The organism is Paraburkholderia caffeinilytica, assembly GCF_046030355.1.
Classification (GTDB): Bacteria; Pseudomonadota; Gammaproteobacteria; order Burkholderiales; family Burkholderiaceae; genus Paraburkholderia; species Paraburkholderia caffeinilytica_B.
In genome coordinates this window covers 66,164-91,929 of sequence record NZ_JAQQCQ010000022.1, presented here as the reverse complement: position 1 = coordinate 91,929, position 25,766 = coordinate 66,164, and the positions used below count along the sequence as shown (strand labels likewise).

Genomic DNA, 25,766 nt, shown 5'->3' with positions numbered 1-25,766 from the left:
CATTGCCTGGCGATCGCCGGACCGCCGGGTTCACCCAACATCAACCATTGCGTTCAGAAGCCGGCTCGCTTGACCACGCTTCTGAATTGCCCGGCCGAAAGGTAGCGCTGGAACCAGGGATTGGTGCGTAGTTCGCACAGACGCGACGAGCGTTCGGCAAGCGCTGTCTCGAGCCAATGGAACATTTCGGGTGGTCTGGCGAGTCTGGCGTAGACCTCGGCAAGCAGGAGCGGCGACGTGTAACCCGTGCGGTGCCGAACGAGCAGATCGTCCAGAAGCCAGCGCAAGACCGCATCGTGGCCACCGCTATCCCACTGCGTGCGGATGGCGTGGGCGCGGGTGTGCGCGCCGCACGCGGCCAGTGCTTCTGTCGTGGCTTCAATGGCTTCCTTGAACAGACCTTTTATCTCGAATGCCGTGGCCAGTAGCTGATAGATAAGCGGCGAGCGCTCGCTCCGCTCGCCGGAAAAATACTCTTTCATCACTTCATCGTGACGGCCCGACAACACAAGACCAAAAGCCCGTGAGCCCTTGAAGGCGAGTGGATCGATCTGTTCGGCGCGCTTCATTTGCGCATGTCCTTCCGGCTCACGTCCGATCGCCAGCAAAAGCCGCGCGTACAGTCTGCGGGCCTCGGGATAGCTAGGGTTCAGGCGCAACGCTTCCAGAAATTCCGCTTCGGCTTTACGCCAGTCCCAGTCGTAGAAGTAGTAAACCGCAGCCAGTGCGTGATGCGCCTCGGGCAGCCCGGGGTCCAGTTCCAACGCGCGTTCGGCTGCAACGCGGGCGAGGGGCCAACCTTGCTCGGGTGGGTAAAGACCGTGTACGACCGTCGAGCCATGAAAGTTAGACAGGCCGACATAACCGAGCGCATAGGTCGGATCGAGTTCGACCGCACTCTCGAAGTAGGCCCGGCTTCGAAAGAAATCTTCGCCGCTGATGGCGTGGTGCGCACAAAAAGCCGCATCGAAGTGCACGCGCCGGTACCAGAAGTACCGGCCACGCAAGTAGGCGTCGTGTGCTGCCGGTTCAATGGGTAGCCGTCTTGCCAGCATCGTCTGCTGCTGTTCAGTGAGCGCCGGTGTCACTTCGGCGACCAATGCGGCGCCGATCTCCTTCTGGATATCGAGCGCGCCGCGCGACGTCGGTTCGTGCGCATGGCTCCAGACCTGCACCTGGTCGGCGCAACGAATCAACTGGGCGAGGATCCGGAAGCGTTGGCCTTCCTGGGTCAAGGAGCCCTCGAGAACATAATCCACCGCGAGCTCGCGGGCAATCTCAGCAATGCTTTTTTCGGTGCGGCGGTAGCGGGCGGCGGTGGTCCTCGCGATAACCATCAATCGTCCCGGCTTGAGCGCGCCGAGCGTTGTGGACGTTTCAGCCGCCAACGCATCGCAGAAGCTGTCCTGCGCGGCGTCGCCGGTCATATTCGCAAAAGGCAGAACGATCACGCGAACGGTGGGCGTTGGGTCTGGCTGGGATTCGGCGGGCGACGGCGCTTCGATCCCGTCCAGCCGATAGCCTTTGCCCTTGACTGTCTTGACGTATTGCGGGTTCGCCGGATCTTCGTTCAGGGCGACGCGGATTTTCCGCACTACGGTGTTCAGGCCATTCTCGGTGTCACGAAACGAATTCGCCCCCCACAAAGCGCGCACGATCTCCGTGCGCGCGACGAGTTCTCCCTCGCGCGTCGCGAGCAGGATGAGCAGTTCCATCGGCTTGTGTTCGAGCCGCACTTCCAGGCCGGCCCGGCGCAGCTGGTAGCGGTCGACGTCGAGTTCGAAGTCGGCGAACCTGACGAGTCCGGGAGTCTTCATCTGCTCTCCAGTGGGGGCGAACTCGTGGGGCACTTCGAACTTTATATTAGGTCACCTGGCGTGCCTCTGAGGGCATGGGCGCATTCCGTATCCAGGCGCGATCAGTCAGTTTGGCTAATGCGCTTGCCCTGACCGCGACGGTATGCTGGCAGGTCAATCTTGGCGTGGTGAATACCTGAACGTATGCCATTCACATAATCGACGCGCATTCCTCGCGCAAATGGACGAATTCACCCGCGGCGGCTATACGCGTTGAAAGCTATTAGAAAATAATTTGACGATATTTTGTCAGAAATACTTATGCCTGATTTCGACGCCTGCAGGCATTGCCAATGGGATCGATTCGCGTTGATGATTCGCTGAATTAAGAAGAAAAATAGGTGGCACTTCCCGAGTCGTCTGAGTGCCTGTAAAGTCATACAGCGTTTTCGTGTCTGGACCAAAAAATACAGGCACCGAACGCATAGCCAGAACGATGTCCCGAATAGTTTGCAAGACCAGTTTGTAAAACAGGCTTCAAAAAGGGGATTTACATGTCAGTCGGCAATTCGGTCGTTGACACGACCAAAAGCAGCACCAAATACAAAGTCATCAAGTGGTCGATTATCGGGTTGTGTATCGCCATCGGCGCGCCGCTCGCCATCCTGCTGGTGAAAGGCCTGGTGGGCCTGATTCTCGCGGCGGTGATCGGGCTTGCGGCGATCAACTTCGGTCCCGTTCTCGCCATGAAGTTCGCGAACCAGAAGGTCAAGATGTTCGTGAACGAAGCGAAGTCGAACCCGATCGAGACGCTCTACAACGAACTGGCCGAAAAGCAGGAAGGGGCCGAGCGGTTCAAGAAGAGCATCACCGACTTCCGCACCGAAGTAAAAAACTTCGAAGACAAAACCGCGCAGTTCAAAAAACAGTATCCCGAAGACGCGGCGCGTTTCGAGACCCAACTCGAGACGATGAGAAAATTGCTGGCGTTTCGCGAAGGCCGGTATAAGCAGGTGCAGGACGAACTCAAGCGATTCTCCGACGCGATCGATCGAGCCAAAGCACTGTGGGATATGTCGCAATCCGCACAACGCATGAACAAGATTGCCGGCATGCAATCCAGCGATACGTTCGCGCAAATCAAAACCGACGCCGCGCTCGACTCGGTGATGAACTCGGTCAACAAGGCATTTTCCGAAATGGAAACGTCGCTGATGGAAAGTGCGGAAGTGCAGCAGGCCAAGGCCGCTACCGAGCTGGGCGCTATCAATGCGCCGGCTCAGCAACTCGGCTCGCCCGCGGCACCCAAATAATCAATCAGGCGCGTACTGCTCGACTACTCAACTCGATCAAAAAATAATGAAGAAAATTCTGGGTTCGGTTCTTTTCCTGATCTTGCTGGCCGCCGGTTGGTATATCCACGAGGGCGGCCTGAAAAATCCACTTAACAGCGGGCAGAGCGCCGATAAAGACACCGTCGCGGCGAACGGGGGGGTGAACGGCGGGGCGAACGGAATAGACACCGGCAACGCCAACAGCGCCGACAAAACACCGGCCCCGAGCAATCCTGACGGCTTCGTGCCCAACAAGGACACGCTGAAGTCGATCTTGAGCAACGGTGTGGTGCGCGTCAGCGTCGAGAATCCCTCGCGGCCGTTTTACGCAGAAGACAATGGCAAGCCGCAAGGCTTCAACGTCGACTTCGCCAATCTGCTGTTCGCGCAGAAAGAGTTCACCTCGGGCGACCATCCGACCATCGCGGTCGACACGCATCACGGCGTGGACACCTATCCGGCGGTCCCCGATCAACTGACGAAAACCGACAAGCAGGGCAATGCGGTCGTCGACGTTGCCATGGACGGCCTGACGTTTCCTGACAACACGCCGAGCGGCGTCGTCTATTCGATTCCCTATGTCGAGGACTTCGGTTATTCGCTGATCGTCGCCAAGGGCTCGCCGATCCGCTCCGCCGCTGATCTGGCGGGCAAAACGGTCGGCGTGCTGCAGGGCGATCCGGACGTGAAAGCGTTTGTCCAGAAAGCGTTCCCGAATAGCAAAATCGTCGAGCTATCGGATGCGAGCATCGAGGGGCAGCGGTCGTGGATGTCGCACTTTCTGGACGAGCATCAGGTCGACGCCATCGTCTACGACTATCCGTTCGGTGTGTCGGAGATCAAGGGCACCGACCTGACGTTCGCGGTCACGAAGCTGGACGGCTCCAACCTCGCGTACAAAATCGGCGTACGCAAGGAAGACAGCGCGCTGCTGATTTACCTGAACTCCGCGATCGCGAAGGTCAAGCAATCGCCGGCGTATCTGGACCTGTTGCGCAAGTATTTCATCAGCGACCAGGTGCTCACCACCGCTGCGACAAGCGGCGAGAAGACCTACGTGGTCCGCTCGGGCGACACGCTCAATGCCATCGCCGCGAGCCAGTTGGGAAGCGGTGCACGATTTGTGGACGTGCAGAAGCGCAACAACCTGCCGAACCCCAACCTCATCCTGATCGGTCAGCACCTGATTATTCCGGTGCGCTGATGCGGTAGTTTTTTTGCATCCATTTCACCCCGCGTTGCGTAAATCCCCTCAAGGACGCGCAACGCCCGCCACATCCCCTCAATCAATGCGCGCCCCCATGACCTGGAGGCGCGCCCATGACCCATCCCGCACCGACCTCACCCCTACCGCGCGGCTCGCGGGTTGCGGTCATCGGCGCCGGTATTTCGGGGTTAGCCAGCGCCTATCTGCTCGCGCGCAACCATCAGGTCACCCTGTTTGAATCGGCAGGCTACGCGGGCGGCCATACCAACACCGTGGACGTCACGCTCGAGGGCCACACGCATCCGGTCGACACCGGTTTCCTCGTTTTTAACGACCGTACTTACCCGAACCTGATCGCGCTGTTTGCCGAACTGGGCGTCGAGTCGCACCCGAGTGAAATGACCTTCTCGGTCTCACTCGACGAAGGCCGCCTCGAATGGGCCGGCACCAGCCTGAATACGGTCTTCGCGCAACGTCGCAACCTGTTCTCGCCGACCTTCATCGGCATGCTGCGCGACATCATGCGTTTCAACGGCAGTGCGCAACGCAATCTCGAACTCGCGACACAAACGCGCGCGTCGATGGGCGAACTGCTGACGGCTGGCGGCTACGGCGGCGCGTTCCAGCACCACTACTTGCTGCCGATGGCCGCGGCGATCTGGTCGAGCGCGACCGCCGATATCCTCACGTTCCCGGCCACCACGTTCCTGCGCTTCTGTCTGAACCATGCGCTGCTGCAGGTAAACCGCCGGCCACAGTGGAAAACGGTGGTGGGAGGCGGGCGCGAATATGTACGGCGTATCGTCGGGACGCTTGATGACGTGCGTATCGGTACCGCGGTTAAAGGCGTGCGGCGCGATGCCGACGGCGTCGATGTGTTCACGGACAACGGCACCGAGCGCTTCGATGCGCTGGTGCTCGCCACCCACGCGCCGACCTCGCTGCGTCTGCTGGACAACGACGCCGATCAGGACGAGCGCAGCGTGCTCAGCGCGGTGCGCTACCAGCCGAACGTCGCCGTGCTGCATACGGATACGACTCTGCTGCCACGCCGTCAACGCGTGTGGTCGGCGTGGAATTATCTGGGGAGCCGCGCCGTCGACGGTACGCGTCCGGTGTGTGTCAGTTATCTGGTCAATCAACTACAGCCGCTGCCGTTCAGGACGCCGCTCGTCGTCACGCTCAATCCGGTTACACAACCCGCGCCGGGCACCGAGTTGCGCCGCTTTGTCTACGACCACCCGTTGTTCGATCTGGCGGCTATCGATGCGCAACACCGTCTGCCATCGCTGCAAGGCAAACACCGAACGTGGTTCGCGGGCGCATGGACGGGCTACGGTTTTCACGAGGACGGACTGAGATCGGCACTGCGCGTGGCCGCTGATTTCGACGCGTCGCCGGCGTGGGCCAGGCTATGAATCCCGCTCGCGTCGAAGCCAATATTGATCCGGCTGCCTGGCTGTTGACGGGTCAGGTGATGCACGAACGTCTGCGGCCGAAGCATCACCGCTTCACATACCCGGTGTTTTGCGTGCGCTGCGATCTGGATCGTCTTGCGTCGCTCGATAACCGCTGGTTCGGCGTCGATCGCTGGCGTCCGCTTAGTTTGCAACAGCGCGATCACGGTCCGCGTGACGGCAGCGATCTTGCCACATGGATGCGCGCGCAATTATCAGCGGCGGGTATTGAAGGCGCGGACGGCAAGATCTGGCTGCAAGCGTTTCCGCGTGTGTTCGGCTATGCGTTCAATCCGGTCAGTTTCTGGTTTTGCCACGATCGCGACGGGCATCTGCGCGCGTTGCTGGCTGAGGTGCGTAACACCTTCGGCGATCGTCACTGCTATCTGCTGAGCGCTGCGGGGAACACGTCCATTACGGCTGAAACGGAACTCAAATGCCGAAAAGTGCTGCACGTGTCGCCGTTTTGCCGCGTGGAGGGGACTTACGAATTTCGCGTCAGAGAGACCCCGAACAGCGCGTTGATTTCTATCGACTACCAGGACGCTGACGGTTTGCTGATCCGCACGGCGCTGGGCGGTCGTTTAACACCCTTGACGCTCTCGACAGCACTTGCCGCGCTGATCCGTCAGCCGTTGCTGACCGTCGGCGTTGTCGCGCGAATCCATTGGCAGGCGTTGCGTCTCGTCATCAAAAAAGCGCCGTTCTACGGCAAACATCCCGCGCCGGCTCGCCCTGCCGACGCAACCACCGACCACGCCGCAACCGGCCAACCGTCCGCCGCTGCGCGCCCCATTTCGTCCGATTGAGGAGATTCAGCCATGGCGCTTTCAAGAACCCTGAGCGGGCACCGAACCGTCCCCGCCTCGGGCCGTCTGTTTCTCTCTCTGCTCGAACGGATTCAAGTGGGGCATCTGGTGCTGATCACGCCGGACGGTCAGCAGCGCGTGTTCGGCGATCCGCACGCGGCGCCGGGCGCTCGTCTGGAGTTGCGCGACTGGCGGGCCTGCGGCGCGATTCTGCGCAAAGGCGATATCGGTTTCGCCGACGCATGGCGCGCGTTCTGGGTCGACACGCCTGACCTGGCCGCGTTGCTGCGCGTTGCGATTCGCAATGAGCGCGCGCTGCAACGCACGGTCTACGGCGGCTGGCTCGCGCAACTCTGGTACGGGTTGCGTCATAAGCTGAGGCCGAATACGCGTTCGGGCAGCCAGCGGAATATTCACGCGCACTACGACATCGGCAATGCGTTTTACGCGCAGTGGCTGGATGCGACATTCACCTATTCGAGCGCGGTATTTGACGGCAGTTTCTATCAATCGCTCGAAGACGCGCAGCGTGCGAAGTATCAACGCATCATCGATACGCTCGGTTTGCGTGAAGGCATGCGCATTCTGGAAATCGGCTGCGGGTGGGGCGGTTTTGCGATGCACGCGGCGCGCCAGGGCATTCACGTCCACGGTATAACGATCTCGCCAGCGCAACTCGAATTCGCCAGGCAGCGTGTGAGCGAAGCAGGCCTGAGCGACTGGGTGCATCTTGAACTGCGCGACTATCGTACGCTGACCGGCCAGTACGACAGCATCGTATCGATCGAAATGTTCGAAGCCGTCGGCGAGAAATTCTGGCCGACGTACTTCCGTATCTTGCGCGAACGTCTCCAACCCGGTGCACGCGCGCTCGTGCAAACCATCACGATCGACGACTCGCATTTCGCAGCCTACCGCGCGACCAGTGACTTCATTCGCGAATTCATTTTCCCGGGCGGCATGTTGCCGAGTCCGCAGCGTTTCATCGAAGCGGCGCGGCGTGGCAAGCTTGCGGCGCGCACGTCGTTGGCGTTTGGACGCGACTATGCAGAGACCCTGCGCCGCTGGCGCAGCGCGTTCGAAGCGCAACTCGATACGATCCACACGCAAGGCTTCGATGAGATTTTTGTGCGGACGTGGCGGCTGTATCTGGCCTACTGCGAAGCCGGCTTCGACGAAGGACGCACGGACGTGATGCAATTCGTGCTCACATCGGCGGACTGAGATGCGTGTGCTCGCGGCGCTCGTGCTGGTGTTGTGGGCAACGGCTGCCTGTGCCGATTGGCGCGGCGACATGCAGTCCGCGAAACTCGTGGGCGAGGGCGATTTCAGCGTGTTCGGCTTCAAGCTCTATCGTGCGCAGATGTGGAGTGAACGCATGCCCGTCGACTATGACGGACGCTTCGCGCTGCACATCATTTACGCTCGCGGCATCAAGCGTGAGCGATTTGTCGACACGGGCATGAGCGAGATCAAGCGTCTTGCGGGCGCGGCGATTCCAGCGGATACGCTGGAGCGCTGGCGTGCGGATATGATGCGGGCGTTCGTCGATGTCGGTCCCGGCGACCAGTTAAGCGCGGTTTATCTGCCGGGCAAAGGCGTGCGTTTTTACGCGGGCGACCGCATGACCGGCGAGTTCGACGATCCCGCATTCGCGCGGGCATTTTTCGGCATCTGGCTCGATCCGTCGACGCGCGCACCGACCTTGCGCAAGCAGTTGCTCGGCATGACGCAGTGAGGCGTGCATGATGCGCATGGCGACGGTTGCGCGTCACTATCATGCTGCGCCTTACGGCTCACCTGTGCGTCGATAAACGCGCTGGTGTCGTCGAGTACGGGCGCAAAGCCGCGCAGCGGTCCGGCCATGGCGCCGACCAGCAGTGCATGCCCGATCCGCGGATAGTGCTTCACCACAACGGTATCGCCGGCAGCGCGTAGCCTGGCTGCGAACCGGTCGGTGTTGCCTGGATCGACGGTCGTATCGCGCTTGCCCGCCGCGAGGAATATCGGTGGTTCGTCGCCTTCTACAAAGTTGATCGGCTGACTGGCAGCGCGCAATGCAGGCGGGAAAATCTCTTCAAGCGTCGTATCGTGCAGCGGCAGAAAATCATACGGGCCGGCAAGACCGATCACGCCGCTCAAATCGTGTTTGCTCATCTGCTGCGCGGCAAGATAGCGGCCGTCGGTGGCCAGCATCATCGCGATATGCGCGCCTGCGGAATGACCCATCAGAAAGATTCGTGACGGGTCGCCGCCGAACCCGGCCGCGTGGTCACGCGCCCAGCGCACGGCTGCTGCTGCGTCGTCGATAAAGCCGGGGAAGGCGGTTTCCGGCCACGTTCGATAGTCGGGCACCACGGCGACAAAGCCGCGCGAAGCCAGCGCCGCGCCGACGAACAGATAGCTGTCGCGCGAACCGCTCTGCCAACTGCCGCCGTAGAAGAACACGACGATCGGACGGCCGTGCGAACCGTCTTGCGGCGCATGGGCGGCAGGCAGGTAGACATCGAGCGTCTGCCGTGGCGAACTGCCGTACGCGAGGCCGTGCTCCACCTGGAAATTCTTGTGGGACACGGTGGCGTTGAGCACGTCCGCGGCGCTGCAGCCGCCCAGAGCGGCGAGCGCCAGCGCGGCGGTCAAGGTAAGCAGGCGTCGAGGCATGAAAGTCGGGTCCGTCGAAAATCGTTCGATAATAAGCGTTCGAACAATGTACGCGCCAACCCGATAACCGGATGCGGAAAATTGCCGTGTCACCTCATCTCGCGTGAAACGGCGGCCAGGGTGAAATGCCGGCTACTTGCAGCAGCAGAATGAGATTGAGCGCCAGCACGGCAACCGTGCCGAGTACCGCGGCGATCGTGGTCGAGCGGCGATTCCGGTAGCGGCCCATCAAGTCGCCGCGCGAGGTGAACCATACCAGTGCGATCATCGGCACCGGCAGCGCGATACTCAGCACCACCTGGCTCAGCACCAGCGCGCGGGTCGCATCCACGCCGCAGGCCACCACCACGAAGGCCGGCATCATCGTGATGAGCCGCCGCGCCCACACAGGGATATGAAAGCCGATAAAGCCCTGCATGATCATCTGCCCGGCCATTGTGCCGACGACCGAACTCGATACTCCGGACGCGATCAATGCCGCAAGAAAGAGACCTGCCGCGGCGCCGCCAAGCAGCGGTGTGAGCGTACGCCATGCGGTTTCGATGCTGGCCATATCGGCGTGACTGGCATGAAACGCGCTCGACGCCATGATCACCATCGCCATGTTGATGAGTCCGGCAACCCCGAGCGCAACCACGACCTCGATATTCGAAAAGCGCAGCAGCTTGGCGCGCTCGCCTTCGTTGCGCGGCTTCGCGCGATTCTGCGTGAGTCCCGAATGCAGGAATAGCACATGCGGCATGACGGTTGCACCGATGATGCCGACGGAAATCGTCAACGCGTTGCTATCGGGCATACTTGGCGTGAAGGTATGCCTGACGACCGATGGCCAATGCACCGGCGCGATCAGCAACTCGGCGAGATACGACAGCCCGATCACACCGACGAGCGCCGCGATCGCCAGTTCGAGCGGACGGAAGCCGCGCTTTTCGAACTGCAGCAAGCCGTAGGTGACGGCGGCCGTGATCAGCATGGCGGGTATCATCGGTAGATGCGTGAGCAACGACACGCCGATTGCGCCGCCGACGAATTCCGCCAGGTCGGTCGCCATCGCCGCGATTTCGCTGATGCCCCACATCGCGAGCACGCAGCGGCGCGGCAGGGCCGAGCGGCAGAGTTCGGCGAGATTGCTGCCGGTCACGAGCCCAAGTTTGGCGGATAAGGCCTGAAATAGCATTGCCACGATGTTCGCCACCGCCACCACCCAAAGCAGCGTATAGCCGTAGCCGGCGCCCGCCTGAATGTTGGTGGCGAAGTTGCCCGGGTCCATATAGGCAATCGAAGCCACGACCGCCGGGCCGACGAACGGCAGCATCGCCCGCAGGCCGCGACGCCGTCCCGCCAGCGTCTCGCGGATATCGAAACAGGTCTGCTCGGTGAGAGTCTGAGGCACAGCGGCTTGGCTCATCGCTTCGTTCATGACTGCTCCTGTCCGTCTTCAAGCGTTCGAAACAATGCGGATGAAGGCCGGCCAACGGGTGAGCGCGATCGTCATCGCGGCGACCCGTTGCCGGTGCAACTGGCACAGCACATTGCGTGCTTCAGGCGCTCATGTTGAGCGTGCCATTCACGCCGTTCGGGAAGAAGCCGCCCTTGGTCGCCATGGAACTCGTCAGATAAACGATGTTGAGCACGTTGCCATAGCCGCGGCTGAAGGCAAGTCCGTTGCTGTCGAGCGGGACGATGTTCGACGAGCCGGGTGTCGCGCCCGTTATACCCTGATCGTCGTGGCCGTTCTGATCGAGGCTGGCGCGGGCAGCGGAGATCGCGTTGGCGGCCGTGTAGATACTCGCCGTGTCGACGCCTTTTGCAAACAGCACCGTGCGTACGAGCCCTGCGTGATAGGCCTCGGCCGCGAGAATGCCGGCGGCCGCTTCGAGGAAGGTCTTGTTGGAGATGAGTGGGGAGGCGCCCTTATAGGCCGTCACGCCGACATCTTCGAAGATGAACGCGCCGAGCAGGAAGTTGTTGTCGTTCGCATAGGGATTGAAGGCGACACCCGCGCCGACGAGTCCCGCTGCCCGCGCCGCGTTCGAGAACGCGCCGTTCGGATCGGTGCCGCCGATATCGATCGAGGGCATCGCGACTGCCGCTGAGCCCAACGCGCTGCGCAGGAAATTGACGTGTTCGCGCTCGTCGTTGGCGATCTCGTTCGCATAGGCTTGAACGACCGGATCCTGGAACGGCACTTGCTGCCCCGCGATGACCGTGCCCATGGTGCCTACACCGGCCGTCACGCTGGCCGCGAGACCTGAACCCGTTGTCGCATACGTATAGAACTGCGATTCGAGGTACTCCAGATTCAGCGCGAAGTTGAGGATCTCCGCATCGGTCGGCGCGCTGGCGGCCGACGCGCTCGAGCCGGAGCCGCCGCCGCACGCGCTGATCAGCGTGCCGCCAACCAAGCCGAGGCCCAGGCCGCCGGCATTGCGAAAAAACTGTCTGCGTTGCAGGCGCCGTTCAACCCGGCGATCGAATACATCGATAAGGGATGCTGATTTATTGCTGGATTCCGACATGGCTATGCTCCTCTGATGGTTCGCCGCCAATGCCGCGGACTCGCGACGCACACGCGTGGACAACTGCACTTCACGCGATGCTCTGACGCAAATCGCGGACGCAAAGAGGCCCCGTTCTCCTGAGAAGAACTAAACGATGCCGGGGAGGAAATCGAGTCCTCAACCGTCTTTACGACGCGAATGCACTGCCAGATGCAAGCCTCACAAAAGATTTTTGAGTGCGTTGGCAGCATGACTCGCAGCGGGAGACTGATGACACTGATTTGCCGGTTATTGAAAGCCGATCGACGTCGTGCGGGCACGCGATCGGCGTCCTGCGGGGATGCATCCGGCGAACCGGCCTGGCCCGGCTCGCGGGAGCCGTCCCGCGATCCTCTGTACAATTGACCGATCGTCAACATCGCACCTCGACCGAATTCATGGCCATTACCTACAAGACTCCCGACGACATCGCCAAGCTGCGCATCTCCGGCCGCCTCGCGGCCGACGTCCTGGCGATGATCGGCGAGCACGTCAAGGCCGGTGTCTCCACCGACGAACTCGACGCCCTGTGCAACGACTACATTGTCAATACGCAAAAGTCGATTCCGGCAAATGTCGGCTATTTGGGTTTTCCGAAGACGGTTTGCACCTCCGTCAACCAGGTGGTGTGCCACGGCATTCCCAACCGCGGCGAAATCCTCAAAGATGGCGACATCATCAATATCGACGTCGCGATCATCAAGGACGGCTATTTCGGCGACACCAGCCGCATGTATTGCGTCGGCCAGCCGAGCACCGTGGCGCGCCAGCTGATCGACACGACTTATGAAGCGATGCTGGCCGGCATCCGCGAGGTCAAGCCTGGCGCGACGCTGGGCGACGTCGGCTACGCGATCCAGAAGATCGCGCAGCGCGACGGCTTCTCGATCGTGCGCGACTATTGCGGACATGGCATCGGCAAGGTTTATCACGAAGACCCGCAAGTGTTGCACTACGGTCAGCCGGGGCAGGGCGTGCGCCTGAAGCCGGGCATGGTCTTCACGATCGAACCGATGATCAACGCGGGTCGCGCCGCCACTGCGGTGCAGCGCGACGGCTGGACAGTGGTCACCAAAGACCGTTCGTTGTCGGCGCAATGGGAGCACATGATCGCCGTGACCGAAGCAGGCTACGAGCTGTTGACGCCGTGGCCGGACGGCACCGGCGCTTACGAAGCGCCTTGAGCGCAGTGGGCGCGTGTCGCCTGCACCACGAACCGCCGCCGCAGTCCGATCCGGTAAATAAGGATTTGACTCGCGAGCCGGTTCGGTTAAAGCTATGCCTTAGGATTTCAAGGGGTTTTCGTCTGCATGAGTGCGTCATTGACCGTTCGCCGTATCGCCGCTGACCAGGGCGCCGTTTTCCGCGAACTCCGTACTGCGTCGCTGCGGGAGGCGCCCTATGCCTTCGGCGAAACGCTAGAGGACGCGTTGTCGGCGGATGCCGCCACGTTCGACGCCACCGCTGCCGAACACGCCGTTTCGTTTATCGCCACGAGTTTCATCCTCTATACCGAGGGCCATCCGGCAGGACTGGTCGAAGCTTATTTCGACGATACTGCGGCGCGCCGTGGGTTCGTCTGCGAGTTGTGGGTGGCGCCGGCCGTGCGTCATCTGCGAGGCGGCGAACTGCTGGTCGACACCGCCAGCGCCTGGCTCGCCGGCGAAGGCGCCACGGAAATCTACGCCTGGGTCGCCGACGCCAACCGCAATGCGATGCGCTTTTACGAGGCGCTCGGCTTTGGTCCGACCGGCGAGCACCGGCGCGTCGCGCGCGCGCCCGAGCAGGCCGAAAGCCTGCTGGTGCGGCACGTGCCGACCACATCGCAGGTGTTTCAGCAGTGATCCCGCGAGCGGCGCATCAGCCTGCCGCTCACATCCCATCCGCGTCGCTACAGCGTTCAGGGTCGAGCTCATGGTCGAGTTCAGGGTCGAACGAGCGGCCTGAGCGTGGCCTGAACGGCCAGGGCGCGGCCACGTCATGGGTATTCAGGCCGCAGTGGCGCGTTCTCTCGGCAAAAAAGCTCGCTCCCCGCCTGGACGCCTGTAAAATACGCAAAATTTTTTGCCGAACGCTATGTCGCCCAAGAAATCGCCCTTTTTCGAACTCCGCAGCGGCTCTGTCGACACGCTCCTGTTCGTGGTCAAGACAACCGACCTCGATGCAATGCGTGCTGAACTGACCCGGCGCTTCGAGGCGACCCCCGAATTTTTCGCTAACGACGTCGTCGCGATCGACGTGCGGCGCCTTGCCGAGAACGAACGCGTGCCGCTCGCCGACATCGCGGAGCTGCTCGGCAGCGTGCGCATGCGCCCGGTCGGCGTGGTGGCGAATGCGCAGCAGGCATGGGCCGCGGAATCCGCGCTGCCGTTGCTCGAAGCGCGCGACCGTCGCGGCGCCGCTGCGAAGTCCGACGAAGAAAGCGCCAATCCCGCTGCTGCGGCGCCGGTGGCCACCGCCGCGACTGCTACGCCGCCGGCCGATCTGTTTGCCGACGCCGCCGGCGTGCCGCCGGGAAACGGCACACCGGCCACGAGCGCCGCGGTCGAACCGGCTCCCGCCGCCGAGCCCGTGCGCCTCGCCACGTCGTCGCAAACCATGGTGGTGGACAAGCCGCTGCGTTCGGGCCAGCGCATCTACGCAAAGGGCGATCTGGTCGTGCTCGGTCTGGTGAGCTACGGCGCGGAAGTAATCGCGGAAGGCAACATCCATATTTACGCGCCGCTGCGCGGCCGGGCATTGGCCGGCGTGCAGGGCAATCACGACGCGCGCATTTTCTGCACGTGTCTCGAACCGGAACTGATCTCGATCGCGGGCATCTATCGTACGACCGAGAACCCGCTGCCGGCCGACGTGCTCGGCAAGCCGGTACAGATCTGGCTCGAAGAAGAAAAGTTGATGATCGAACCGCTGCGGCTCACCTGATCGGCGTGACGCGCGCGCTGCCCTGAATGGTCACGGCACGCGGCGTTCCACGGCAAATAGGGCCGCACATAATTGACGAATTTGACGAACACAAGGTAAGGGTAATGGCAAAAATCATTGTGGTGACTTCGGGCAAGGGTGGCGTGGGCAAGACGACCACGAGCGCGAGTTTTGCATCGGCCCTCGCACTGCGTGGCAGCAAAACCGCCGTGATCGACTTCGACGTCGGCCTGCGTAACCTCGACCTCATCATGGGCTGCGAACGCCGCGTGGTGTACGACCTGATCAACGTGATCCAGGGCGAAGCCAACCTCAACCAGGCGCTGATCAAGGACAAGAAGTGTGAGAACCTCTTTATCCTGCCGGCGTCGCAAACGCGTGACAAAGACGCGCTGACCATGGAAGGCGTCGATAAGGTCATCAACGACCTGATCGCGATGGACTTCGAATTCATCGTCTGCGATTCGCCGGCTGGTATCGAATCGGGCGCGCTGCTCGCCATGCACTTCGCCGACGAAGCGCTGATCGTGACCAATCCGGAAGTCTCGTCGGTGCGTGACTCGGACCGTATCCTCGGCATCCTGTCGTCGAAGACCAAGCGCGCAATCGAAGGCAAGGAGCCGATCAAGGAGCACCTGCTGATCACCCGCTACAACCCGAAGCGCGTGAGCGAAGGCGAAATGCTGTCGCTGACCGACATCCAGGAAATTCTGCGCATCGATCTGATCGGCGTGATTCCGGAATCGGAAGCGGTGCTGCATGCGTCGAACCAGGGTCTGCCGGCCGTGCACCTCGACGGTACCGATGTCGCCGAAGCCTACAAAGACGTCGTGTCGCGTTTCCTCGGCGAGCAGAAGTCGCTTCGCTTTACCGATTACCAGAAGCCTGGGCTGCTGCAGCGCCTCTTCGGCACCAAGTAAGGGGAGCGCACGTCATGTCGATTCTTTCGTTTTTGCTGGGCGAGAAGAAGAAGTCCGCGTCGGTAGCGAAGGAACGCCTGCAGTTGATCATCGCGCACGAGCGCGCCGGCGGCCATGCGCCTGCCGATTACCTGCCTGCGTTGCAACGCGAACTGGTGGCCGTGATTTCGAAGTACGTGAAAATCTCCGATGACGATATTCGGGTGAGCCTGGAACGCCAGGACGACCTCGAAGTGCTCGAGGTCAAGATCGAAATACCGCAGGCGGGTTCCGCGTAATGGGCTGCGCGCTCTGTTTCGTTGTGTCGAGATGACGTGGCGAGGTGGAGCGCGTTAGCGCTGTTGTTGTAGTCGTTATTGTTGTTGCGATGCCTGCTTTGCGTCGTTGCGCGCTGCTTTGTCTTCGTTCGCGGTTTAGCGGTTTCGCTGTTTCGTTGCGTCCTCCCGCTCATCCCATCCGTCGTTTTCCTCAGTCGTCTCCATGACTTCTCCGTTCGTGCGCGTGTTCGTGTGCACTTGCGCAGGCCTTCTCACGCGTGTTTTTCGCGCGTCGAAATAATCCGTTGCACTTCGGCGTGCGCCGTTACAAGCCCCCAGTCAGCGCTTTCGTCCCCTCGCGCATTAAACGGATAACGCCGTATTCGGTGTCCATCCAAAGAGGGAAAACATGAACAAGACCTTTCGCTTGCTGATCGCCAACGCTGTTCTGATTGCCGCCGGTGCGTCCGCTGTGGCCTCCGCTTCGGCCGCGGAAGTCGTTGTGATCGCGCCGTCCGCACCGCCTGCCGTGCGTTACGAAGCCGTGCCGGCACCGCGCGTCGGCTATGTGTGGGATCACGGTCATTGGCGTTGGGACCACGGCCGCTATGTGTGGGTCGCGGGCCACTGGCAGGCCGAGCGTGTCGGCTACCACTGGGTGCCGGGCCATTGGGTCGAACATGGTCCGAACTATCGCTGGGTTGAAGGCCACTGGGCGTAAGTCCAGCCACTTCAACAGCGCGCGGCACGGCGGAATCGATATCGCTCGTGCCGCTCCCTTCAGGTTGACGATACAGGCGCCGCTCGTGCATCCGGCGTAGCGTTCGCCTGTGTTTCAGAGGAACACGTGATGAAAAAGAATCTGCTTCTGATCGCCGTACTGGCGGTTATGTTGGCCGGTTGCGTAGTGGTGCCGGCGCGGCCGGTTTATATGCGCGCGCCGGGGGTTGTTGTTTACTGACGCGGGGCGCTGTCTTCAGCGGACTCATCACCGGCAATCTCATTGACGGCCGCTGCCTCGGGAACGCCGACTTCGGGTACTTCCGGCACCGGTGCGGGTGCCGGCTGCGGCAGCGGCGCCCTATAGCGCTCAGCCAGCGATTCATACAACGGCGGTGCAAAGAGGCGCGCTACGCGGCTCGCAATCAACGCCGTGGCCATCAGCGAAATCACCAGTGCGTGACCGTCGATCATCTCCATCACGATCACGAACGACGTAATCGGCGACTGGGTGACGGCAGCCAGATAGCCCACCATCGCGAGGGCGATCAGCATCGGCAATTGCATCGAGCCGAACACCATATGCAGCAGATTGCCGAAGCCCGCACCAATCGACAACGACGGTGCGAAGATGCCGCCCGGAATGCCCGGCAGATACGAGCCGACCATCGAAATCATCTTTAGAAACGGATAGAACACGGACAGGTGCTCGTGTCCGTCGAGCAGACCCCGCGCTTCCGCATAGCCGCTGCCGAAGGTCGTGCCGCCGGAGATGAGACCGACCACCGCGATCACGAAACCGCACAGCGCGGCGAACGCGACCGGCCGCTCGCCGTGCAATTGCCGCAGCGGCGCCGGAATCCAGCGCGCGGTGTTCAGCAGCAGCCAGCCGAATACGCCGCCCGCAATGCCGGTGACGATTGCAGTGAGCACGACGGCCACCGCCAGCAGATTGGGGAAGTGCGCGCCGATCTGAATGGTGCCGAAATAGGTGTAGTTGCCGTTCAGGCCGAGCGCGATCACACCGGCGATGATGATCGCCGTAATCAGCACGCCGCTCGCGCGAGCTTCAAAGCTGCGCGTGAGCTCCTCGATCGCGAATACGATCCCTGCCAGCGGCGTATTGAACGCCGCGGACAGACCGGCCGCCGCGCCTGCGAGCACCAACTGCCGTTCGATCTGCGCGTTCGAGCGCGGATATAGCCGCCGCAGATTGAACATCAGCGCCGCACCGACCTGCACGGTCGGCCCTTCGCGGCCGATCGTGAAGCCGCCGAGAATCGCCAGAAACGACACGGCGATCTTGCCGAACAGAATCCGGAAAGACAGCAGCCTTGCGCCGTATTCGCCGGGCTTGCCATGCAGGGTGGCGATGACTTGCGGAATGCCGCTGCCCTCGGCGCCACGGAAAAACGTGCGCGTGAGCCAGACGGCGAGCGCCGCGACGGCGGGCGTGACGAACAACGGCGCCCATACGTGCTGTTGCTGCATGGCGCGGAATTCGCCGTAGCCCCAATCGATCAGCCTCGCATACAGCACCGCCACCAGGCCGACCGCGATCGCACCGAGCCAGAAGATGCCGTATTGACGCCACAGGCGTCTGCCGCGCCGCACGATGCTGGAAGAAAGGGGAACGAATGCCCGGGACATGAGGAATGTGCTGGCGCAAAGCGTGAATTATAAAGCGCGCCGTATCGACAAAACTGTATGAAAGTAATTTGAAATATAGTAAAAGAGCTGATTGTAATGCACGTGATGTAACGCGCTGTAGTAATGGCGGCACGGCGCGCTGCCGCGTTCAGCGAAGGTTTTTCTGATCGTCGGCTAAAATGTTTTGATGTTTGAACAACTAATAGGTCTTCAATGAAGCGAGTCCTTATCGTCAAGGTCACTTCACTCGGCGATATCGTGCAGGCGTTGCCAGTCGTCGCCGACATCAAACGCGCGTTTCCCGGCGTTGAAGTGGACTGGGCGGCCGACGAGGCCTTTGCCGAAGTGGTGCACTGGAGCGAGAGCGTGGACCGTGTGCTGTGCGCACCGCTGCGCCGCTTCAAGAAAGCGCGTCGCTGGGGCGATTTCAAGGCGATTGCGGCGTCGATCGCCGAATTGCGCGCCTATCGCTACGATTTCATCATCGACATTCACGGCGTGTACAAGAGCGCGATCATCGCCTTTCTGGCGCGGTCGTCGAAGCGTATCGGCTATCAGTCCCAGGATCTGGGTGAGCGGGGCGCTGCATTTGCCTACACCGGGCGTTTCGGCCCGCGTCCGCAGTGCAATGCATGGCACGGCATGCGCATCAGCGCGGGCGAGGCGCTGGGCTACGAGGTCGAAGGGCCGCCCGCCTACAATCTGCGTCTGCCGGACCCGGTTACGGCACCGTTCGCCGCTGGCAGCGCGCCGGTCGCGGCGCTGTTCCACGCCACCTCCAAAGACGACAAGAAATGGCCGCTGCCTCATTGGGTCACGGTCGGTCGCGAGTTGGCGCAGCGTGGTTTTCAAGTGGTGCTGCCGTGGGGCTCGGACGGCGAGCGAGCCGAGGCGGAGCAAATCGCGTCGCAAGTGCCGGGTTCGACCGTCCTGCCGAAGCTGAGCGTGACCGAAATCGCGCAGATGATCGACGCGTGCGCACTGGTGGTCGGCACCGACACGGGCTTTGTTCATCTGGCTCATGCGTTGCAGAAGCGCACGGTCATGATTTTTGTGGCGACCTCACCGTCACATTGCGGCATTGACGCGCCGTTCCGCTCGATCTCGATCGGCGACGGCCACTCAGTGCCGTCGATCGCCGAAGCACTTGAGGCGATCGATTACGTGCATAGCGAGCCACATGCCGTCGTCGTGCAGGACGGACCGGCCGCAGCCTGAGCGCAGCTTAGCCGCGCTGTCGCGCAATCGTTTGGCTAAAAGAAAAGAGGCGCGACGCGCAGTCGCCCAATCAAACGAGCGCTGCCACGGAACGCCTCCGAAAAACGCCCGCGTCGGGGAACGACGGGCGGAGAAGGTTGCCGCAATGAACAAACTGACTTACTTGCTGGGCGGTCATGTCGCGTAACCGACCCGGTTCAGACGAGACCGCCGGCCGGCGGTCGAGTTCAACGGCGCATTCATCAAGGCATGCCGCGCGGTAGCGGCGATTCGTATATCGCGCATCGGCGTCCGGCCGCAGCCATTGCTTGTGGCTGCGCTCAGCGTTCGGATAAGCGTCGCGCATTACACGCCTGTTAAATCTGTCGCTTTTCGTTGAGTGCCTAATTGGCTACACGCACGCGCTTTCGCGTGGCGGTCGGATTAGCCACGGCGCATGGAAACGCATCACCCCTATCCATCATCAGCGCTCGGACCCGCGCACCCGCCGCAGGCAGGGCTTGCGCGGAGTGCGCATGTCCAAAGCAGTATAGGCGGTGTTTTTGTCTGAGGTGAATGTGTTGTTGCGGTGCTTGGGGCGCAGCGCGTTCCGAGGTTCGAAGGTGTAACACCTCAGAGATTTTCCCTTACAAATCGCAACGTTCGCGCGAGGCCGGGTCGTGTTCAATCGAGTCATTCGGGGTTTCGGCTCGAATGAATCTGACTCGAAGGAGAACAATATGAAACGCTTAATCCTGACCTTGATCGCAGGCACACTGCTCGCAACGACGCTCGGGGGCTGCATCGTTGCACCAGCGCCTGGCTATTACTACGGCGGTGGTTATTACCATCACGGCGGGTACTACTATCGGTAACGGTTTGCGGCGCGTGCCCGGTCTGGATGTAGCCCCAGGCATTGACGGCTGCCGCTTGCCTGCATAGGCACGGGCAGCCGCTCAACGGCTTCCTCGGCGCTTCTTCGAATGACGTCCGACCGCTTCCGTTTGTCGGACCCAATCGCGTATCGCGAGGTTCGACCGTTCAGGCGAGCAGCATTTCGAAAGCGATCACCGCAGTGATGGCCGCCGCGTTCGCGGCCAGCGCTTCCACGACAATGCCCTTCCACGTTGCGGGACGAAAGCGCAAAGCCAGCAGCAGCGAACATAGCAACGCCAGCGCGATGATCATCACGATGTCCGCGTTGTGAAGATGAATATTCATCAGAGCCTCCCTGCTCGCCTTAGGGTTATTGGAATCGAGTATAGGCAAGTCAAAAAGACGCGCAAGGCAGGGGAATCACCAGCGCGCCTTTACCCTGATCACATCAGTTGCGCATCGCGGGTTTCGCGCATGCACAGCACGCCGATCATGCTGACGGCCGCCGCAATCGACACATAAGCGCCCACCCACGGCAGCCCGCCGTGCGCGGCCAGCACCTGAGCGATATACGGCGCAACCGACGCACCGAGAATCCCGCCGAGGTTATACGACACGCCTGCACCGGTATAGCGCACGTTGGTTGGAAACAGTTCCGGCAGCAGCGCGCCCATCGGCGCGAAGGTCACGCCCATCAGGAACAGTTCGATCACGAGGAACAGCAGCACCAGCGGCGTTTGCCCGCTGCCGAGCAACGGCGCCATCGTGAAGCCCGACAGGATCGCGGCGATGATGCCGACGATCAGCACTGGCTTGCGGCCATACCGGTCGCTCGCCCAGGCCGACAGCGGCGTGGCGAGCGCCATGAACACGACCGCGATGCACAGCATGCCGAGGAACGTCGGCCGCGGAATATGCAGGACGGACACGCCGTAGGACAGCGAAAACGTCGTGGCGTTATAGAACAGCGTGTAGCAGACCACCATTGCCAGCGCGCCGAGGAGGGTCGGCAGGCCGTGTTGCGAGAGCAGCGTGGCGATCGGCACCTTCACGCGTTCCTTGCGTTCGATGGCCGCCTGGAAAGCCGGAGTCTCGGCGATTTTCAGACGCACGTACAAGCCGAGTGCGACCAGCACCGCGCTGACGAGGAACGGCACGCGCCAGCCCCAGCTGCGGAATTGCTCGTCGCTCAGCGACAACGCCAAGGCGAAGAACAGACCGTTGGATGCCAGAAAACCGATCGACGGTCCCAGTTGCGGGAACATCCCGAACCAGCCGCGTTTGCCGGCCGGCGCGTTCTCCGTGGCGAGCAGCGCCGCGCCGCCCCATTCGCCGCCGAGGCCAATGCCCTGGCCGAAGCGCAGCACGCACAGCAGGATCGGCGCGAGGCTGCCGATCGAGTCGTAGCCCGGCACGAAACCGATCAGCGTGGTCGATACCCCCATCACCAGCAGCGAAGCCACCAGCGTCGATTTACGGCCGATCCGGTCGCCGAAGTGACCGAACAGGAACGAGCCGATCGGCCGCGCGACGAACGCGATGCCGAACGTGACGAAGGCCGACAAAGCCTGGGCGGTTGCCGAGCCGTGCGGGAAAAACACCGGTCCGATAACGAGCGCCGCAGCGGTCGCATAGACGTAGAAATCGTAGAACTCGATCGCGGTGCCGATAAAGCTCGCGAAGATGATCCGCGCACTGCTGGTCTGCCCGGCCGCATTGGGCTGGGCCGCGGAAATCGGCGAAGTGGACATGCAGGGTCTCCTTATATCGTGACGCCGCCGGGCACCGTGCGCCGCGTGCTTCGATGGGCGGGCGGTGCGGGGTCAGGCGGCATCTTTGTTTAAGTTCGTGTGCATCGGCGCGTCTCGCTGGCGGTTGAAGCCTTGCTCGGCGTGCACGATGAAGCGACAGCTTACAACGGCGGACGTCAGCCGTCAGCCGTCGGCGCTCGCGCGCGAAAGCGGGCATACAGGGAATAACTAGGCGAAGTGCGTGAGGCGGGCGTTCAGTCGATGGTCTGCGCTTGCGGCGAGGCAAACTCGCGCAACTGGAACTTGCCGTTGTCGTTGAACAGCCAGTCTTCGAACAGTTCGAGCTGGCCACGGCCGTTCAGCAATTTACCGGGCGGCTGCGGCAGCGGCGAGGCGCGCCGCAAGGAGGCGAGCGCGGTGCTTTCGGCTTCGTCGTCGCCATTGGTGCGGTACACCGACGACTCCAGCACCCGGCCGTCGCGATCCACCGTGAACGACACCACCACCAGCGAGCGCAGCATGGCTTGCGGCGTGCCGCGCAGCACATAGGACGGACTGCGTTCGGCGATGCGTTGGGCGACCGCGCTGCGATACTGATCGAGCGTTGCACTGTTGACGGCCGCCGGCGGTGTGATGACGAGCGGGCGATCAGGCGGTGTGATCGTGCAGCCCGCCAGCGTGGCGAGCGCCAGAACCGAAGCCACCGTCAACGCGGAAGCCGCACTATGCGCAGGCGCCAAGGACGCGCTAACGCGTGAAGCGAAGCGTCCAGTCAAGCGGCGGAGGTGACGTGTGCGGGTAGACATCGTCGAGGAAAGCACGGTGACGGGATCTGATTTGATGGTAGTCAAAAAACGCCAGGATGCAATTGTCGTTCACCCCATTCAGTGCGATTCGAACACTTGTAATAGGCTGAAATATGACCGGATTTCTCTTCGGCCAAAACGCGCCTACACTTCGATGGCCTCTTGCGAGAGGCATCGGTGGAAGTCTTTCATTTAGCCCGCTTCGCGCGGGCTTTCTTTTTGCGCGACGCGTCGCGCAATCCATCCCGCCGCAAAAATAAAAAAGGCGAACCCTCGAAGCGTTCGCCTTTTTGTTTTCGTGCGCAGCCCTGTTAGCTGCAGCGATGCCGGCGGTGATGCGGGCCACGCCGCACGCATGCCATCATGCACGCGCGTTGCCGGATCGGCCAACGCGCGTCAGCCTTACCTTATTTCAACGCTTCCCGCGCCGCCTTGACAGCGGCAAGCACCTGCTCCGGCGCCGTGCCGCCCGGATGGTTGCGGCTTGCCACCGAACCTTCGAGCGTCAGATACGAGAACACGTCCTCGCCGATCAGATGCGCGACGTTCGGCAGCTCATGACGCATTTCTTCCAGCGTCAGGTCGGCCAGATCGCAGCCGCGATCGGCGCACACGCGAACCGCCAGCGCCACGGCTTCGTGCGCATCGCGGAACGGCAGGCCGCGTTTGACCAGGTAGTCGGCGAGATCGGTTGCGGTGGAGAAGCCTTGCAACGCAGCGTCGCGCATGGCTTGCGGCTTCACCGAAATACCGGCGACCATTTCAGCGAAAATGCGCAGCGTATCCGCCACCGTATCGACGGTGTCGAACAGCGGCTCCTTGTCTTCCTGATTGTCTTTGTTGTACGCGAGCGGCTGGCCTTTCATCAACGTCAGCAGCGCGATCAGATGGCCGTTCACGCGGCCGGTCTTGCCACGTGCCAGTTCAGGCACGTCCGGGTTCTTCTTCTGCGGCATGATCGACGAGCCGGTGCAGAAACGGTCGGCCAGATCGATGAAGCCGACGCGCGGGCTCATCCACAGCACGAGCTCTTCCGAGAAGCGCGACACGTGCGTCATGATCAATGCCGACGCAGCCGTGAATTCGATCGCGAAGTCACGATCGGACACGGCATCCAGCGAGTTCGCGCAGATGCCCTCGAAGCCGAGCGTTTTCGCCACGGCATGACGGTCGATCGGATAGCTGGTGCCGGCCAGCGCGGCTGCACCCAGCGGCAGGCGGTTCACGCGCTTGCGGCAATCGATCATGCGCTCGGCGTCGCGCGAGAACATTTCGACGTAGGCGAGCAGGTGATGGCCGAACGTGACCGGTTGCGCGACTTGCAGGTGCGTGAAGCCCGGCATGATGGTCGATGCGTTCTTTTCCGCCATGTCGAGCAGGGCCGTGCGCAGTTCGGTCAGCAGGCCGCCGATCCGGTCGATTTCGCCGCGCAGCCACAGGCGGATGTCGGTCGCGACCTGGTCGTTACGCGAGCGGCCCGTATGCAGGCGCTTGCCGGCGTCGCCGATCAGCGCGGTCAGGCGCGCTTCGATGTTCAGGTGGACGTCTTCCAGATCGAGTTGCCACTCGAACTCGCCTCGCTCGATTTCACCCTTGATTTGCGCCATGCCGCGTTGGATCGCGGCGAGGTCGTCGGCGGCGATGATCTTCTGCGCGGCGAGCATTGCGGCGTGCGCGAGCGACCCTTCGATATCGACGAGCGCCAGACGCTTGTCGAAGAAAACCGACGACGTGTAGCGTTTGACGAGCTCCGACATCGGCTCCGAGAAGCGAGCCGACCAGGCTTCGCCTTTTTTGTGCAGTTGGGACGTCATGGTGTTGGGCTTTGAACGAGGTGAGGACGCTGACGGCGTTTGCGTACGGTGCAGGCGCCGCCGGAACGAGCGAAAGACAGGGATTTTAACACTGGCGGACCGCATCAAAGATGCCGCCCGCCCAAGGGCTGTTCGGGCAAACGTGCCGCTATTCCCGCACCAGCACCACCAGCTTCAGATCCTCGCGATGCGCGGGCTTGAAGGTGATCTGGTCGTAGACGATGCGGCCGTCACGCGGATGGTTGAATTCGCGCCGGCCGCCTTCGCGGCCGCCCACATCCTGCGACGCCCAGAAACGCGCGAATTCGTCGCTGGCTGCGCTCAGCGAGTCGATCAACGCACGCGTCGGCGCGTCGTTCAGATGGCGAATCGAGTCGGCGCGGAATTCCGCGGCAAGGCGCCGTGCGCGCGTTTCCCAGTCGACAATCAAATCACGCGCGACCGGTTCGGTGAACGTATAGCGCAGCAGATTGCGGTCGTGCGTGCCGTCCAGCCAGCCGACGAACAGGTCGGCGGCGCGTTCGTTCCAGGCGAGCGCATTCCACTGCCGGTCGAGCACGTAAGCCGGTGCGTTCACGAGCTGGACGGTTTCAAGCAGTGTGGCGGGCGCGTCGGCGGCGGCCGGATCGGGCTCGGCCGGGTCGCGCTGCGCAGCCAGTTCGAACAGATACGCCCGCTCCGCGCGCGATAGTTGCAGCGCGACGGCGATCCGCGCCAGCGCGTCGGCCGAGGCGGAGACGGGGCGCCCTTGCTCGATCCACGTGTACCAGGTCGGGCTGACGCCGCACAACTGCGCGACTTCCTCGCGCCGCAAGCCGGGCGTCCGGCGGCGCGGGCCGGGCGGCAGGCCGAGCGCTTGCGGCGAGAGCCGTTCGCGATGAGCGCGGATGAAGTCGCCGAGTGCGCGGGCGGGCGTGGCGTCGAGCGGCGGCGGGCTCTCGGCGGAGGATGGCGTGGTCATGCTTGTCGGGCTGCGCTTGGGGGGATGTCGAGGTAGTGTCGAGGTGGTGTTATCGATACCAGAATAATTGCTTAACTTGTACTGG

23 protein-coding genes and 1 pseudogene are annotated in these 25,766 nt (G+C 62.2%); 14 read left to right on the top strand and 10 right to left on the bottom strand.

Going from position 1 to position 25,766, the window contains the following annotated elements:
* Window positions 1-53: 53 nt before the first annotated feature.
* Window positions 54-1,817: a winged helix-turn-helix domain-containing tetratricopeptide repeat protein gene (locus PQQ95_RS27945; protein ID WP_408443326.1), complete on the bottom strand. Its 1,764-nt coding sequence runs from the start codon at window positions 1,815-1,817 to the stop codon at window positions 54-56.
* Window positions 1,818-2,350: 533 nt separating this feature from the next.
* On the opposite strand from PQQ95_RS27945, the gene PQQ95_RS27940 reads away from it, so the two are divergent.
* The 6 genes from PQQ95_RS27940 (at window position 2,351) to PQQ95_RS27915 (ending at window position 8,341) form a co-directional block, all read left to right on the top strand.
* A complete protein-coding gene (locus PQQ95_RS27940) occupies window positions 2,351-3,109 on the top strand; it encodes a hypothetical protein (RefSeq protein WP_408443323.1) in 759 nt (252 codons plus the stop codon).
* 46 nt (window positions 3,110-3,155) lie between these two features.
* Window positions 3,156-4,334 (top strand): transporter substrate-binding and LysM peptidoglycan-binding domain-containing protein, encoded by a 1,179-nt coding sequence (locus PQQ95_RS27935; protein WP_408443320.1) that lies wholly within the window; start codon window positions 3,156-3,158, stop codon window positions 4,332-4,334.
* A 116-nt stretch (window positions 4,335-4,450) separates the two neighbouring features.
* Window positions 4,451-5,755 carry an NAD(P)/FAD-dependent oxidoreductase gene (locus PQQ95_RS27930; protein WP_408443318.1) on the top strand — a complete coding sequence of 435 codons (1,305 nt, stop codon included), beginning with the start codon at window positions 4,451-4,453 and terminating at the stop codon, window positions 5,753-5,755.
* Window positions 5,752-6,603 carry a DUF1365 domain-containing protein gene (locus PQQ95_RS27925; RefSeq protein ID WP_408443316.1) on the top strand — a complete coding sequence of 284 codons (852 nt, stop codon included), beginning with the start codon at window positions 5,752-5,754 and terminating at the stop codon, window positions 6,601-6,603. Before PQQ95_RS27930 ends, PQQ95_RS27925 begins: the two co-directional genes overlap by 4 nt.
* A gap of 12 nt (window positions 6,604-6,615) precedes the next feature.
* A complete protein-coding gene (locus PQQ95_RS27920; protein WP_408443313.1) occupies window positions 6,616-7,827 on the top strand; it encodes a class I SAM-dependent methyltransferase in 1,212 nt (403 codons plus the stop codon).
* Window position 7,828: 1 nt separating this feature from the next.
* Window positions 7,829-8,341, top strand: coding sequence for a chalcone isomerase family protein (locus tag PQQ95_RS27915; RefSeq protein WP_408443310.1), 513 nt, complete (start codon window positions 7,829-7,831; stop codon window positions 8,339-8,341).
* A gap of 149 nt (window positions 8,342-8,490) precedes the next feature.
* Here the strand turns inward: PQQ95_RS27915 and PQQ95_RS27910 are convergent.
* The 3 genes and pseudogenes from PQQ95_RS27910 to PQQ95_RS27900 all read right to left on the bottom strand — a co-directional run.
* Window positions 8,491-9,264, bottom strand: a pseudogene (locus PQQ95_RS27910) (alpha/beta hydrolase); the annotation flags it as partial.
* Between the two features lie 94 nt (window positions 9,265-9,358).
* Window positions 9,359-10,684: an Nramp family divalent metal transporter gene (locus tag PQQ95_RS27905; RefSeq protein WP_408443307.1), complete on the bottom strand. Its 1,326-nt coding sequence runs from the start codon at window positions 10,682-10,684 to the stop codon at window positions 9,359-9,361.
* Between the two features lie 121 nt (window positions 10,685-10,805).
* Window positions 10,806-11,783 carry a ferritin-like domain-containing protein gene (locus PQQ95_RS27900; protein ID WP_408443306.1) on the bottom strand — a complete coding sequence of 326 codons (978 nt, stop codon included), beginning with the start codon at window positions 11,781-11,783 and terminating at the stop codon, window positions 10,806-10,808.
* 419 nt (window positions 11,784-12,202) lie between these two features.
* Between PQQ95_RS27900 and map the strand changes: the two genes are divergently transcribed.
* The 6 genes from map (at window position 12,203) to PQQ95_RS27870 (ending at window position 16,627) form a co-directional block, all read left to right on the top strand.
* On the top strand, window positions 12,203-12,988 hold the full coding sequence (gene map, locus PQQ95_RS27895) for a type I methionyl aminopeptidase (protein WP_408443303.1): 786 nt from the start codon (window positions 12,203-12,205) through the stop codon (window positions 12,986-12,988).
* 126 nt (window positions 12,989-13,114) lie between these two features.
* Window positions 13,115-13,648 (top strand): GNAT family N-acetyltransferase, encoded by a 534-nt coding sequence (locus tag PQQ95_RS27890; protein WP_408443300.1) that lies wholly within the window; start codon window positions 13,115-13,117, stop codon window positions 13,646-13,648.
* Window positions 13,649-13,880: 232 nt separating this feature from the next.
* Window positions 13,881-14,729 carry a septum site-determining protein MinC gene (gene minC / locus PQQ95_RS27885; protein WP_408443299.1) on the top strand — a complete coding sequence of 283 codons (849 nt, stop codon included), beginning with the start codon at window positions 13,881-13,883 and terminating at the stop codon, window positions 14,727-14,729.
* A gap of 104 nt (window positions 14,730-14,833) precedes the next feature.
* Window positions 14,834-15,649, top strand: coding sequence for a septum site-determining protein MinD (gene minD, locus PQQ95_RS27880; RefSeq protein WP_408443296.1), 816 nt, complete (start codon window positions 14,834-14,836; stop codon window positions 15,647-15,649).
* 14 nt (window positions 15,650-15,663) lie between these two features.
* On the top strand, window positions 15,664-15,927 hold the full coding sequence (minE, locus tag PQQ95_RS27875) for a cell division topological specificity factor MinE (RefSeq protein WP_408443294.1): 264 nt from the start codon (window positions 15,664-15,666) through the stop codon (window positions 15,925-15,927).
* Between the two features lie 388 nt (window positions 15,928-16,315).
* Window positions 16,316-16,627 carry a YXWGXW repeat-containing protein gene (locus tag PQQ95_RS27870; protein WP_408443292.1) on the top strand — a complete coding sequence of 104 codons (312 nt, stop codon included), beginning with the start codon at window positions 16,316-16,318 and terminating at the stop codon, window positions 16,625-16,627.
* Window positions 16,628-16,860: 233 nt separating this feature from the next.
* Here the strand turns inward: PQQ95_RS27870 and PQQ95_RS27865 are convergent, their stop codons facing one another.
* The gene (locus tag PQQ95_RS27865) at window positions 16,861-18,276 is read right to left on the bottom strand and encodes a chloride channel protein (RefSeq protein ID WP_408443290.1); all 1,416 of its coding nucleotides are present in this window, start codon (window positions 18,274-18,276) and stop codon (window positions 16,861-16,863) included.
* 213 nt (window positions 18,277-18,489) lie between these two features.
* On the opposite strand from PQQ95_RS27865, the gene waaC reads away from it, so the two are divergent.
* The gene (gene waaC / locus PQQ95_RS27860; protein WP_408443288.1) at window positions 18,490-19,494 is read left to right on the top strand and encodes a lipopolysaccharide heptosyltransferase I; all 1,005 of its coding nucleotides are present in this window, start codon (window positions 18,490-18,492) and stop codon (window positions 19,492-19,494) included.
* A gap of 719 nt (window positions 19,495-20,213) precedes the next feature.
* A complete protein-coding gene (locus PQQ95_RS27855) occupies window positions 20,214-20,348 on the top strand; it encodes a hypothetical protein (protein WP_408443285.1) in 135 nt (44 codons plus the stop codon).
* Window positions 20,349-20,514: 166 nt separating this feature from the next.
* Here the strand turns inward: PQQ95_RS27855 and PQQ95_RS27850 are convergent, their stop codons facing one another.
* From PQQ95_RS27850 to PQQ95_RS27830, 5 genes are all read right to left on the bottom strand, one after another.
* Window positions 20,515-20,694 (bottom strand): hypothetical protein, encoded by a 180-nt coding sequence (locus PQQ95_RS27850; protein ID WP_028196775.1) that lies wholly within the window; start codon window positions 20,692-20,694, stop codon window positions 20,515-20,517.
* 98 nt (window positions 20,695-20,792) lie between these two features.
* Window positions 20,793-22,100 (bottom strand): MFS transporter, encoded by a 1,308-nt coding sequence (locus PQQ95_RS27845; protein ID WP_408443284.1) that lies wholly within the window; start codon window positions 22,098-22,100, stop codon window positions 20,793-20,795.
* A gap of 254 nt (window positions 22,101-22,354) precedes the next feature.
* The gene (locus PQQ95_RS27840; RefSeq protein WP_408443281.1) at window positions 22,355-22,906 is read right to left on the bottom strand and encodes an energy transducer TonB family protein; all 552 of its coding nucleotides are present in this window, start codon (window positions 22,904-22,906) and stop codon (window positions 22,355-22,357) included.
* 407 nt (window positions 22,907-23,313) lie between these two features.
* Window positions 23,314-24,720 carry an argininosuccinate lyase gene (gene argH, locus PQQ95_RS27835; RefSeq protein WP_408443278.1) on the bottom strand — a complete coding sequence of 469 codons (1,407 nt, stop codon included), beginning with the start codon at window positions 24,718-24,720 and terminating at the stop codon, window positions 23,314-23,316.
* A 148-nt stretch (window positions 24,721-24,868) separates the two neighbouring features.
* The gene (locus tag PQQ95_RS27830; RefSeq protein ID WP_408443275.1) at window positions 24,869-25,681 is read right to left on the bottom strand and encodes a helix-turn-helix transcriptional regulator; all 813 of its coding nucleotides are present in this window, start codon (window positions 25,679-25,681) and stop codon (window positions 24,869-24,871) included.
* Window positions 25,682-25,766 lie beyond the last annotated feature (85 nt).

What these genes read in the sequence shown, in the direction of transcription:
- PQQ95_RS27930 (WP_408443318.1), top strand. Translation starts at nt 4,451, where the DNA reads ATGACCCATCCCGCACCGACCTCACCCCTACCGCGCGGCTCGCGGGTT.
- PQQ95_RS27855 (WP_408443285.1), top strand. Translation starts at nt 20,214, where the DNA reads ATGAAACGCTTAATCCTGACCTTGATCGCAGGCACACTGCTCGCAACG.
- PQQ95_RS27900 (WP_408443306.1), bottom strand. Translation starts at nt 11,783, where the DNA reads ATGTCGGAATCCAGCAATAAATCAGCATCCCTTATCGATGTATTCGAT.
- PQQ95_RS27945 (WP_408443326.1), bottom strand. Translation starts at nt 1,817, where the DNA reads ATGAAGACTCCCGGACTCGTCAGGTTCGCCGACTTCGAACTCGACGTC.
- PQQ95_RS27870 (WP_408443292.1), top strand. Translation starts at nt 16,316, where the DNA reads ATGAACAAGACCTTTCGCTTGCTGATCGCCAACGCTGTTCTGATTGCC.
- PQQ95_RS27865 (WP_408443290.1), bottom strand. Translation starts at nt 18,276, where the DNA reads ATGTCCCGGGCATTCGTTCCCCTTTCTTCCAGCATCGTGCGGCGCGGC.
- argH (WP_408443278.1), bottom strand. Translation starts at nt 24,720, where the DNA reads ATGACGTCCCAACTGCACAAAAAAGGCGAAGCCTGGTCGGCTCGCTTC.
- map (WP_408443303.1), top strand. Translation starts at nt 12,203, where the DNA reads ATGGCCATTACCTACAAGACTCCCGACGACATCGCCAAGCTGCGCATC.
- PQQ95_RS27845 (WP_408443284.1), bottom strand. Translation starts at nt 22,100, where the DNA reads ATGTCCACTTCGCCGATTTCCGCGGCCCAGCCCAATGCGGCCGGGCAG.
- PQQ95_RS27915 (WP_408443310.1), top strand. Translation starts at nt 7,829, where the DNA reads ATGCGTGTGCTCGCGGCGCTCGTGCTGGTGTTGTGGGCAACGGCTGCC.
- PQQ95_RS27850 (WP_028196775.1), bottom strand. Translation starts at nt 20,694, where the DNA reads ATGAATATTCATCTTCACAACGCGGACATCGTGATGATCATCGCGCTG.
- PQQ95_RS27925 (WP_408443316.1), top strand. Translation starts at nt 5,752, where the DNA reads ATGAATCCCGCTCGCGTCGAAGCCAATATTGATCCGGCTGCCTGGCTG.
- PQQ95_RS27940 (WP_408443323.1), top strand. Translation starts at nt 2,351, where the DNA reads ATGTCAGTCGGCAATTCGGTCGTTGACACGACCAAAAGCAGCACCAAA.
- PQQ95_RS27830 (WP_408443275.1), bottom strand. Translation starts at nt 25,681, where the DNA reads ATGACCACGCCATCCTCCGCCGAGAGCCCGCCGCCGCTCGACGCCACG.
- PQQ95_RS27920 (WP_408443313.1), top strand. Translation starts at nt 6,616, where the DNA reads ATGGCGCTTTCAAGAACCCTGAGCGGGCACCGAACCGTCCCCGCCTCG.
- waaC (WP_408443288.1), top strand. Translation starts at nt 18,490, where the DNA reads ATGAAGCGAGTCCTTATCGTCAAGGTCACTTCACTCGGCGATATCGTG.
- minD (WP_408443296.1), top strand. Translation starts at nt 14,834, where the DNA reads ATGGCAAAAATCATTGTGGTGACTTCGGGCAAGGGTGGCGTGGGCAAG.
- minC (WP_408443299.1), top strand. Translation starts at nt 13,881, where the DNA reads ATGTCGCCCAAGAAATCGCCCTTTTTCGAACTCCGCAGCGGCTCTGTC.
- PQQ95_RS27935 (WP_408443320.1), top strand. Translation starts at nt 3,156, where the DNA reads ATGAAGAAAATTCTGGGTTCGGTTCTTTTCCTGATCTTGCTGGCCGCC.
- PQQ95_RS27890 (WP_408443300.1), top strand. Translation starts at nt 13,115, where the DNA reads ATGAGTGCGTCATTGACCGTTCGCCGTATCGCCGCTGACCAGGGCGCC.
- minE (WP_408443294.1), top strand. Translation starts at nt 15,664, where the DNA reads ATGTCGATTCTTTCGTTTTTGCTGGGCGAGAAGAAGAAGTCCGCGTCG.
- PQQ95_RS27840 (WP_408443281.1), bottom strand. Translation starts at nt 22,906, where the DNA reads ATGTCTACCCGCACACGTCACCTCCGCCGCTTGACTGGACGCTTCGCT.
- PQQ95_RS27905 (WP_408443307.1), bottom strand. Translation starts at nt 10,684, where the DNA reads ATGAACGAAGCGATGAGCCAAGCCGCTGTGCCTCAGACTCTCACCGAG.